Below are 9,745 nucleotides of genomic sequence, written 5' to 3' on the forward strand. Positions count from 1 at the left end.
CCACTCCTTAGTTCTGGGTCGGCAGGCTCTCGGCCGACACCTGCGGACCCACCACGGTCTGCACGGAGGAGGCCGCCGAGAGTTCTGCAGCCAACGTTTGCACATCCGCGGACGTCACCGCGCGAATCCGGTCCAGGGATTCGTCGACGTCCATGTACACGCCGGTCTTGAGCTCGGCCGAGCCCAATCGGGACATTCTCGAACCGGTGTCCTCCAGAGCCAGCACCGTGGCGCCGCTGAGCTGGCCCTCGATCTTCTTCAGTTCCTTGCTGGTCATACCGTCCTGGGCCAAGCGATCCAACTCGTCACGCATGAGCTGAGCGACCTGGTCCACACGGTCCATGGTGCACCCGGCGTACATACCGAAGTATCCGGCATCCGAATACGCCCCTGAGAACGAGAACGTGGAGTACGCCAGGCCCTTCTGTTCGCGAATCGTGTGGAACAACCGGGAAGACATTCCCCCGCCCAGTGCCGCGTTGAGCACGGTCATGGTGAAGCGTCGGTCGTCACCCACGCGCAGGGCCGGTCCGCCCAGCACACGTGCGCCTGTTCCACGGGACGGTGGAACACCTGGGTTCCCGTGAGCGGTGCGAGAATGGCCGATTCGTTGGACCGCCGTGCACCCACGGCACCGGGTGCATCCGGATCCCAGCCCGCGCGAGTCAGTGACTCTCGCACCAGCTCGACCACGCGTTCGTGTTCGAGCCCGCCCGCGGCCGTGACCACGAGATTCTCTGGCCGATAGGCCGCGCGATAGTGCTCCCAGACGGCGTCCCGGGCCACGGTGCGGATCTCCTCCGGTGTGCCCGCAATCGGGCGCGCCAGGGGTGAGCCGTCCAGAACCGCTGCGGTGAACTGTTCGAACGCGAAATCGGTGGGGTCGTCACGGTCCATCGCGATTTCCTCGAGGATGACTCCCCGTTCGCGATCGAACTCGTCCGGGTCCAGGACCGCGCTCGAGAACATGTCCGCGAGCACGTCGATGGCCATGGGCAGGTCGTCGGAGAGCACCCGAGCGTAATAGCAGGTGTTCTCCTTGGCGGTGAACGCGTTGGACTCCCCACCTACCGCGTCGAAGGCCTCGGCGATGTCCAGCGAGGTGCGCCGCGCGGTGCCCTTGAACAGCAAGTGCTCCAGGAAGTGCGTGGAACCGAGCATCCCGGGGGCCTCGTCACGAGAGCCCAGGCTGACCCAGAACCCCACGGAGGCCGAACGCTGCCCGGGCATTTTTTCCGTGAGCACGCGCGTACCGCACGGCAGCACGCTGCGGGTGATCACGGCGCCGTCGGCGTCGTCGTGAACTACGTGGGTGAAACCGGTGGTAGCCGGCAAAGAAGCTGAGTACGCCCGAAGGCGGGCGTCCGCGGTGGAGAAATTCTCCCCGGGATCGCCCGCCTCCAGCGGAAGGTGAACTACCGTCATGAACTTCGAGTTACCCCTCGATCAGCTCTCGTTGACGGGTTCGGACTCGAGCTCTTCGGCCTTGTCCTCGTCGGCAACGACCGGCGCGAGCGACAGCTTGCCGCGATCGTCGACCTTGGTGATCTCGACCTGGACCTTCTGGCCCACGCTCACCACGTCGTCAACCTCGTTGACGCGCTTGTTGTCGTTGAGCTTGCGCATCTCGGAGATGTGCAGCAGACCATCCTTGCCCGGGGTCAGGGACACGAACGCACCGAAGGTGGTGGTCTTGACCACGGTACCCAGGTAACGCTCGCCCACCTCGGGAACCTGCGGGTTGGCGATCGCGTTGATCGCCGAACGGGCAGCCTCTGCGGACGGGCCGTCGACAGCGCCGATGTACACGGTGCCGTCGTCCTCGATGGAGATGTCGGTTCCGGTGTCTTCCTGGATCTGGTTGATCATCTTGCCCTTGGGGCCGATGACCTCACCGATCTTGGAAACGGGAACGTTCACGCTGATCACGCGAGGAGCGAATTCGCTCATCTCGTCCGGAGCGTCGATCGCGGAGGTCAGCACATCCAGGATGTACAGACGGGCTTCGCGAGCCTGGCTCAGGGCGGCGGTCAGCACGGAGGCCGGGATGCCGTCGAGCTTGGTGTCCAGCTGGATAGCGGTCACGAACTCGGAGGTACCTGCCACCTTGAAGTCCATGTCACCCAGGCGTCTTCGGCGCCGAGGATGTCGGTCAGCGCGGCGTAGCGGGTTTCGCCGTCCACGGTGTCCGAGACGAGACCCATGGCGATACCGGCAACGGGTGCGCGCAGCGGCACACCGGCGTTGAGCAGCGACAGGGTTGCGGCGCACACGGAGCCCATGGAGGTGGAGCCGTTGGAGCCGAGGGCCTCGGAGACCTGACGGATCGCGTACGGGAATTCCTCACGCGAGGGCAGCACGGGCGTGATCGCACGCTCTGCCAACGCACCGTGACCGATTTCGCGGCGCTTGGGCGAACCCACGCGGCCGGTTTCACCGGTGGAGTACGGCGGGAAGTTGTAGTGGTGGATGTAGCGCTTGTGCTTGACCGGGGACAGCGAGTCGATCTGCTGCTCCAGCTTGAGCATGTTCAAGGTGGTGACACCCATGATCTGGGTCTCGCCGCGCTCAAAGATCGCCGAACCGTGCACGCGGGGCAGCACCTCGACCTCGGCGGTCAGTTCACGAATGTCCGTGAGGCCACGGCCGTCGATGCGGACCTGGTCCTTGAGGATGCGCTGACGCACGGTCTGCTTGGTCAGTGCCTGGTAGGCACCGTTGATCTCGTCCTTGCGGTCGGCGAAGGGCTTGCCCTCACCGGTGAGCTCGGCCAGAACGCTCTGGTGCAGCTCGTCGGTGGCGGCTTCGCGCTCCTGCTTACCGGCGATGGAGTACACCTCGGCCAGACGGTTACCCACGAAGTCCTCGACGGCCTGGGTGGCGTCGTCGCCGTAGCCACCGAAGCGGGGCAGTTCCATGGCGGGCTTGCCGCGCGGGCCACCAGGTCCGCCTGAGCGTCACACAGGGCCTTGATGTAGGTCTTGGACGCTTCGATGCCCTCGGAGACGAGGTCCTCGGTCGGGGCGACGGCGCCCTGGCCCTTGACGAGCTCCCAGGCGTTGTCAGTTGCCTCGGCCTCGACCATCATGATCGCGACGTCTTCGGAACCGTCAGCGGTGGTGACCACGCGGCCGGCCACGGCCATGTCGAACACGGCGTTCTCGATCTGGGAGTGCTTGGGGAAGGCAATCCACTGGTGGTTGCCGTTCTCACCGGGCATGAGCGCCATACGCACGCCACCCACGGGACCCTGGAAGGCATGCCGGACAGCGAGGTGGACATGGACGCGGCGTTGATGGCCACGGTGTTGTAGATCTCGTCCGGTGCAATGGACAGCACGGTCACGACGACCTGGACCTCGTTGCGGATGCCCTTACCGAAGGCGGGGCGCAACGGACGGTCGATCAGGCGGCAGGTCAGGATCGCGTCCGTGGACGGACGGCCTTCACGGCGGAAGAACGAGCCCGGGATGCGGCCGGCGGCGTACATACGCTCTTCGACGTCCACGGTCAGCGGGAAGAAGTCGAAGCCTTCACGCGGGTTCTTGCCCACGGCGGTGGCCGAGAGCATCGAGGTCTCTTCGTCGATGGAGACCAGGGCGGAACCGGCGGCCTGCTTGGCCAACCGGCCGGTTTCGAAGCGCACTACGCGCTTGCCGTACGAACCGTTGTCGATGATTGCTTCTGCACTCTGAATTTCGGGACCCTCCAAGGGTCACCTCCGTTTCTTCTGTGGCGAAAAGCGCGACATACCGGTCTTCGATCGAGGCGCTCGCACTGCGTGCTGCATTGCGAAGGCCACTGTCGAGGACCGCGATATGGTGCGCGTTTCCGCTACTAGCTTTTTCTGTTTCGTGTGTCGGCCCGTGGGCCGGTGGTTCCCGAGGGAACCTGGCGGTGTTCGTCACGAACAGCGCCGGTTACGGCGGTTCCCCGCGCTTTCACGGGTGAAAACACGGGGAACACCGAGAACTTAGATCACTTACGCAGGCCGAGGCGCTCGATGAGCGCACGGTAGCGGGCGATGTCAGTGCGACGCAGGTAGTCAAGCATGCGACGACGGCGACCCACCAGGGCCATCAGGCCACGACGGGTGTGGTGGTCGTGCTTGTGCTGCTTCAGGTGCTCGGTCAAGTCGGAAATACGACGGGACAGCACGGCAATCTGCACCTCGGGGGAACCGGTGTCACCCTCGTGAGTTGCGTACTCCTTGATGATTTCCTGCTTGATAGCGGCATCCAGTGCCATAAGTAACTCCTTGAGTTAGTACCGTGACCGCCCGGTGCACAGGTTTCGCGCCCGGTTTCGGGTGTCACACCCGAGATCTGACCGCCACGGACTGCAGTCAGGCCGTTGACCAGTCTAACGGACAGCGCTCAATACGTCGTATTAGGCGGGTCACCGTTATGGATGTCCCCGTCAACTGGGACAATAGTGACCATGAAGAAAATGAATGTGGAGTCTTTCAACCTGGACCACCGTTCGGTCGCGGCCCCCTACGTTCGGATTGCCGATCGCAAGGAGTTGCCCGGCGGAGACACGCTCATCAAGTACGACGTGCGGTTCTCCCAGCCCAATGAGTCGCACCTGGAGATGCCCGCGATCCACTCGATCGAGCACCTCACCGCGGAGCACATGCGCAACCACACCGAGGCACTCATCGACTTCTCCCCCATGGCTGCCAGACCGGTTTCTACGCGCTCATGCTGGGCGTGGAGGATAGCCAGTTCAAGGACCTTCTCGAGGCGACCTTCAAGGACATTCTCGCCGCTGACGAGGTTCCTGCCGCCAACGAGGTGCAGTGCGGTTGGGGCGCCAACCACAGCCTCGAGGCCGCCAAGTCCGCAGTGCAGGACTTCCTGGACGAGCGCGCCGCATGGGACGTGGTCACCAAGTGAGCGCAGGCGCCTCCCAGGAGACGTTGAATCACGACGCCGCCCTGTTCGGTCGCTGCGTGGGCGCACCCGCCGTGGTGGTCGCCATGGACGAGGAGGCCAAGCCCTTCCTGACCCGCGCGGAGGAACAAGCCGCGCAACCGCTGGCCGTGGGGCCGGCGCTGGTCTATGCGGTGGTCCTGGAAGGCGACCCCGTGCTGATCGTGCGCACCGGAATCGGACTGGTCAATGCGGCGTCGGCGATGACCGCGGTGATCGAACGATTCGAACCGTCTGCGGTGATCTCTGCCGGTTCGGCAGGTGGCCTGCGCGCGGACGTGAACGTGGGTGACCTGGTGATCGGCACCGACTACCGCTACACGGATGCTGACGCCACGGCGTTCGGCTATGTTCCCGGCCAGGTACCCGGCATGCCGGAGAGCTACTCCCCCGCTGCGAATTTGCTGGACGCCACCGAGACCCTGGTCGGCCATGCCGAACAGAGCGTGCGGCGTGGCACCATGCTCTCGGGTGGCTCGTTCGTCACGGAGGCCAATGTGGGTGCCACCCGCGAGGTTTTCCCCGAGGCACTCAGCACGGACATGGAGACGGTCGCGCTCGCGCAGGTGTGCTCAACGCGCGAATATCCCTTCATTGCGGTGCGCAGTGTGTCGGACCTGTGCGGCCCCGCGGCAGGTCAGCAGTTCCATCTGGAGATCGACCTGGTGGCGGAGATCAGCGCGAGTGCGGTAAGCCAGGTGCTGAACACCCTTCGCCAAAGTACTTCCGAGTGAATTGAGGAACGCATGAGCGACAAGAAACTTGAGGACACCGTCCCGGACGTCCCGCGACACGTGTTGCGCGACGGCAATAAGATTCCGCAGCTGGGTCTAGGAACTACCCCATGGACGATGCCGAAGCTGAGGCGCTGATCCCTGAAGCGCTGTGGCGCGGCTACCGCATGATCGACACCGCCGTGAACTACGGCAACGAATTGGGTGTGGGCCGCGGTGTGCAGGCCTCGGGCATCAAGCGCGATGACATCTTCCTGACCACCAAGCTCCCGGGCCGCGATCACGGAACGGATTCCGTGCGGCGCTCGCTCGAGGGCTCCCTGCAGCGGTTGGACACTGACTACGTGGACCTGTACCTGATCCACTGGCCCAATCCGTCCGTGGACCGCTACGTGGAGAGCTGGCAGGCCATGATCGCCCTTCGGGATGAAGGCCTGATCAAGTCGATCGGTGTCTCCAACTTCCTGCCGGAACACCTGCTGCGCCTCGAGAAGGAAACCGGTGAGATGCCGGTGATCAACCAGGTGGAGCTGAACCCCCAGTACCAGCAGGAGCTGCTGCGCGAGTTCCACGCCGAGCACAAGATCGTGACCGAGGCGTGGTCACCACTGGGTCGCAAGACGGACATCCTGCAGCACGAGTGGCTCGCGGAAATCGCCCGGAATGTGGGCCGCACGCCCGCGCAGGTCATCCTGCGTTGGCACATCCAGTCCAACATCCTGCCGATTCCCAAGAGCTCGGACGTCACGCGCATGGCGGAGAACATCGACGTGTTCGATTGGGATCTGTCGGACGATCAGATGCGACGCATCAAGATGCTGCACACCGGGTTGAGCGGCTCCGGCTTCGACCCCCTCGAACACGAGGAAATGTAGCCGTTCCCGGTTCGATGTTTCAGGCGGTCTCGCGAGGTTCCTTGGCCAGGATCTCGCGGGACCGTTTCACGTCGTCGTTCATCTGAGCGACCAGTGCGTCGATCCCACGGTAGGCAACCATGCCGCGCAACCGTTCCACGAACTCCACCACGACCTGCTGGCCGTAGAGGTTGAAGTCCTCGATGTTCTCTTCCGGGCGGTCGATCACGTGGGCCTCGACCTGGCGCGAAACACCTTCGAATGTGGGGTTCGAGCCCACGGAAATGGCTGTGGGCCAGCGTTTGCCGTGCTGGTCCACGAGCAACCCGCATAGACCCCGTCCGCGGGGATGAACCCTGAGGCTTCCGGGGAAAGATTGGCGGTCGGGAACCCCAGCTCGCGACCACGAGCGGCACCGTGCACCACCTCGCCGCGCATGCGGTGGTTGCGGCTCAGCAGCCCCGTTGCACCGCGCATATCGCCAGCTTCCAGGCACGAACGAATCCACGTGGACGAGCAACGACGTTCCGAACTCGCCGCCGCGGGGGTGCCGTTCTTGAGGGGCGTGGAGGGATCCGTTCCCACCACGTCCTCGACGACCATGACGTCGAACCCGTGCTTGTCCCCCAGCGCCCGGATGGCGTCAAGATCACCGGTGTTGTCCTTACCCAGCCGAACGTCCGCGCCGATCACCAGACAGACCGCCTCGAGCGGCTTGACCAGGTAGTCGACCACGAACTCTTCCGGGGTCAGCTGAGCGAAGTCCAGAGAGTAAGGCTGCACGAGCACCGCATCGATCGCGGTGTGCTCCAGCGCATCCAGTTTGTCCTCGAGCCCCATGATCACGCCGGGATGCGAATCGGGCCGGTGCACCAGCGCCGGGTGGGGATCAAAGGTGACCACCACCGATTTCGCGGTGCGTTCCCGGGCCACGTCCAACAACGTGTCGAAGACATGTTGGTGACCGCGGTGGACTCCGTCAAAGTTTCCAATCGTCACTACGGACGGTCCGAAACCCGGGGTGATGTCGTCGCGGGATCTCCAGCGAATCACTGTTCTCCTCGGTGTCGAGTATGCGGGCGGGACGAAACGAGCCTACCCGTTTGCGCGGGTCGGGCGGGTGCGCCACAGCCAGATCAGGCCGATGATGGGCAGTACCAGCGGCACATAACCGTAGCCCGCACCGAAGTGGGACCAGACACTGGCCTTGGCGAAGAGTTCGGGTGAGACCACGCTGAGCAGACCGACGGCCAGCACACCGATCATCTCGATCCACACCGCGATCCACGCGATCCGGTGCCAACCGGGGCCGGTCTTGGTCAGTGCCACCGTAGCGATCACGTAGATGACTGCGGAAATCGTGGACAGGATGATCGCCAGCGGAGCCTCGGAGAACTCCGTGCCCAGTTGGTACAGGGAGCGCACGCCCGCGGACAGCGAGAACACACCGTAGATCACGATGATCAGGCGCCCGAATCCGCTGGACTTGGCATCGGTGCGCTGTTTCCGCACGCGATTGCCGAAACGCTGTTGCAGCGCATTGTGCTCGGTGGACTTGGTCACCGTGAACCTGTTCCTTTCCGCGATGGGGCCGATGTGGCCGGTCTCAGATGTTTTGGTAGTACCAGATGTAGTTCATGCGGTAGACCATGATGATCACCACGGGCCCGGCCGCCGCCAGGATCAGAGTGGACCACCGTGAACGTTCCACGAGTGACCAGATGAATGTTCCGGCCGGAATCAGCAGTGCCGTGAGCAAGTAGCCCCAGTACTCCAGGACGCTTCCCGAGGCTTCCGCGCCGAAAATGGGCAGGAAGATCGAACCGACCACGTATACGAGCAGGAACAGTTCCAGGATCAGCACGGAGCCCTGGGAGAAGTCGTCCGGTTCGCGTCCGCGCAGGGCCTGCACCAGGCAGATCAGGCACGACAGCGTTCCAATCACCACGGAGGCCCAGAACCATCCGTCGTAACCCCACAGCATCAGTGATTCTCCCGTTCGGACGAGTTGGACGGTTCGAAGGTGCCCGACGCGTCTGAGGCGTCGGACGAGCCGGCTGAATCAGAGGAGAAGGTCTCGCCAGCAGTGATACCCAGAACGGACGCCGCATAACGCTTGGCAGCGGAACCGCGGTTCTCGGCCAACGCGACCAGCGTTCCGTTCGGTGCGAAGCACGCCACCGGAAGATCTGTACCATCGAGCAGCTCAGCAGAGTGCGCGGAAATCCGGCGACCGTGCGACAGGTCAGTGGCCTCCCCCGCGTCCAAACGACGCACGGGAAACAGCAGCTCCGCGGCACGGTTGATGTCCAGGGTGTCCACGGTTCCGCCGTCGCTCACGGACTGCGTCAGATGATCCAGCGTGTGCGCCTGGTCGAGAGTGAAGGCCCCCACGCGCGTGCGGCGCAGCGCCGTCAGGTGTCCGCCCACGCCCAGGGCACGTCCGATGTCCCGGGCCAGAGCGCGGATGTAAGTACCGGAGGAACACGACACCGTGGCCTTCACGTAGATGCCGGTCTCGTCGCGCGAGATGTCGTGCACCGTGAATTCGTGGATCGTGACGGGTCGCGCCGCCAGTTCGACATCCTCGCCGCTGCGAACTCGGGCGTAGGAGCGTTTTCCGTCCACCTTGATGGCGCTCACCGAGGAGGGCACCTGCTGGATCTCGCCGGTGAGTGCGGAAACTTCACGCTGGATGTCGTCGTCACTCACTCCGGCGAGGGCCGAGGCGTCCGCGCGCTCGGTCACGTCGCCCTCGGCGTCGTCGGTCACGGTCGCTGCGCCCAATCGAATGGTGGCCTCGTACGTCTTGGACGTTCCGGTGACCCACGTGAGCAATTTGGTGGCCTTCTCGACACCCAGCACCAGGACTCCCGACGCCGCCGGGTCCAGGGTGCCGCGTGGCCCACCTTGCGGGTGCCGGCCAGCCGTCGCATCCGTGCCACGACATCGTGGGAGGTCCAGCCCAGGGGTTTATCGACGATGACGAACCCGGCCGTCCTCGGTAGCGAGGGGGCCGGGCTCGGAACGTGGGGACGTTCGCTCACGTGCGTCAGCTCCGGGGAGCGTCGGAGTCGATGTCGTTGTCGTCCGCGTCGTCCTCGGGCGTGCGGTAGGCGTCCTCGCCCGCGGCGTAGGAGGCACCGACCGCCTGCGCGGCGACCTGCTCGTCCTTCTCGCGGGCCGCGCGCAGCAGCTCCTCGAGCCGAGCGGCGTCGGCGGGG

At 64.5% G+C, this 9,745-nt stretch carries 5 protein-coding genes and 5 pseudogenes; 3 read left to right on the plus strand and 7 right to left on the minus strand.

What is annotated here, in order from left to right; genetic code table 11:
• Positions 1-7: 7 nt before the first annotated feature.
• The 3 genes and pseudogenes from YO9_RS0106760 to rpsO form a co-directional block, all read right to left on the minus strand.
• A pseudogene (locus YO9_RS0106760) lies at positions 8-1,230 on the minus strand (M16 family metallopeptidase).
• A gap of 216 nt (positions 1,231-1,446) precedes the next feature.
• A pseudogene (locus YO9_RS0106765) lies at positions 1,447-3,711 on the minus strand (polyribonucleotide nucleotidyltransferase).
• Between the two features lie 266 nt (positions 3,712-3,977).
• Complete coding sequence (gene rpsO, locus YO9_RS0106770) at positions 3,978-4,247, minus strand: 30S ribosomal protein S15 (protein WP_016996788.1); 270 nt, start codon at positions 4,245-4,247, stop codon at positions 3,978-3,980.
• A gap of 192 nt (positions 4,248-4,439) precedes the next feature.
• Between rpsO and YO9_RS0106775 the strand changes: the two are divergent.
• The 3 genes and pseudogenes from YO9_RS0106775 to YO9_RS0106785 all read left to right on the plus strand — a co-directional run bounded on the left by YO9_RS0106775 (position 4,440) and on the right by YO9_RS0106785 (position 6,542).
• Positions 4,440-4,897 (plus strand): annotated as a pseudogene (locus YO9_RS0106775) (S-ribosylhomocysteine lyase).
• Positions 4,894-5,667 carry a 5'-methylthioadenosine/S-adenosylhomocysteine nucleosidase gene (gene mtnN / locus YO9_RS0106780; protein ID WP_016996791.1) on the plus strand — a complete coding sequence of 258 codons (774 nt, stop codon included), beginning with the start codon at positions 4,894-4,896 and terminating at the stop codon, positions 5,665-5,667. The pseudogene YO9_RS0106775 and the gene mtnN overlap by 4 nt, the downstream one beginning before the upstream one ends.
• A 110-nt stretch (positions 5,668-5,777) precedes the next feature.
• Entirely contained in the window at positions 5,778-6,542 is a 765-nt protein-coding gene (locus YO9_RS0106785) for an aldo/keto reductase (protein WP_016996792.1), read from the plus strand.
• Between the two features lie 19 nt (positions 6,543-6,561).
• On the opposite strand, the pseudogene YO9_RS0106790 reads toward YO9_RS0106785, so the two are convergent.
• The 4 genes and pseudogenes from YO9_RS0106790 to truB all read right to left on the minus strand — a co-directional run bounded on the left by YO9_RS0106790 (position 6,562) and on the right by truB (position 9,457).
• Positions 6,562-7,574, minus strand: a pseudogene (locus tag YO9_RS0106790) (bifunctional riboflavin kinase/FAD synthetase).
• A gap of 42 nt (positions 7,575-7,616) precedes the next feature.
• Positions 7,617-8,084, minus strand: coding sequence for a hypothetical protein (locus YO9_RS0106795; protein WP_016996793.1), 468 nt, complete (start codon positions 8,082-8,084; stop codon positions 7,617-7,619).
• Between the two features lie 43 nt (positions 8,085-8,127).
• Complete coding sequence (locus tag YO9_RS0106800) at positions 8,128-8,505, minus strand: hypothetical protein (protein ID WP_016996794.1); 378 nt, start codon at positions 8,503-8,505, stop codon at positions 8,128-8,130.
• Positions 8,505-9,457 (minus strand): annotated as a pseudogene (gene truB / locus YO9_RS0106805) (tRNA pseudouridine(55) synthase TruB). The gene YO9_RS0106800 and the pseudogene truB overlap by 1 nt, the downstream one beginning before the upstream one ends.
• Between the last annotated feature and the right edge of the window lie 288 nt (positions 9,458-9,745).

The sequence above is a fragment of the Kocuria atrinae C3-8 genome (assembly GCF_000286355.1).
Lineage (GTDB): Bacteria > Actinomycetota > Actinomycetes > Actinomycetales > Micrococcaceae > Kocuria > Kocuria atrinae_A.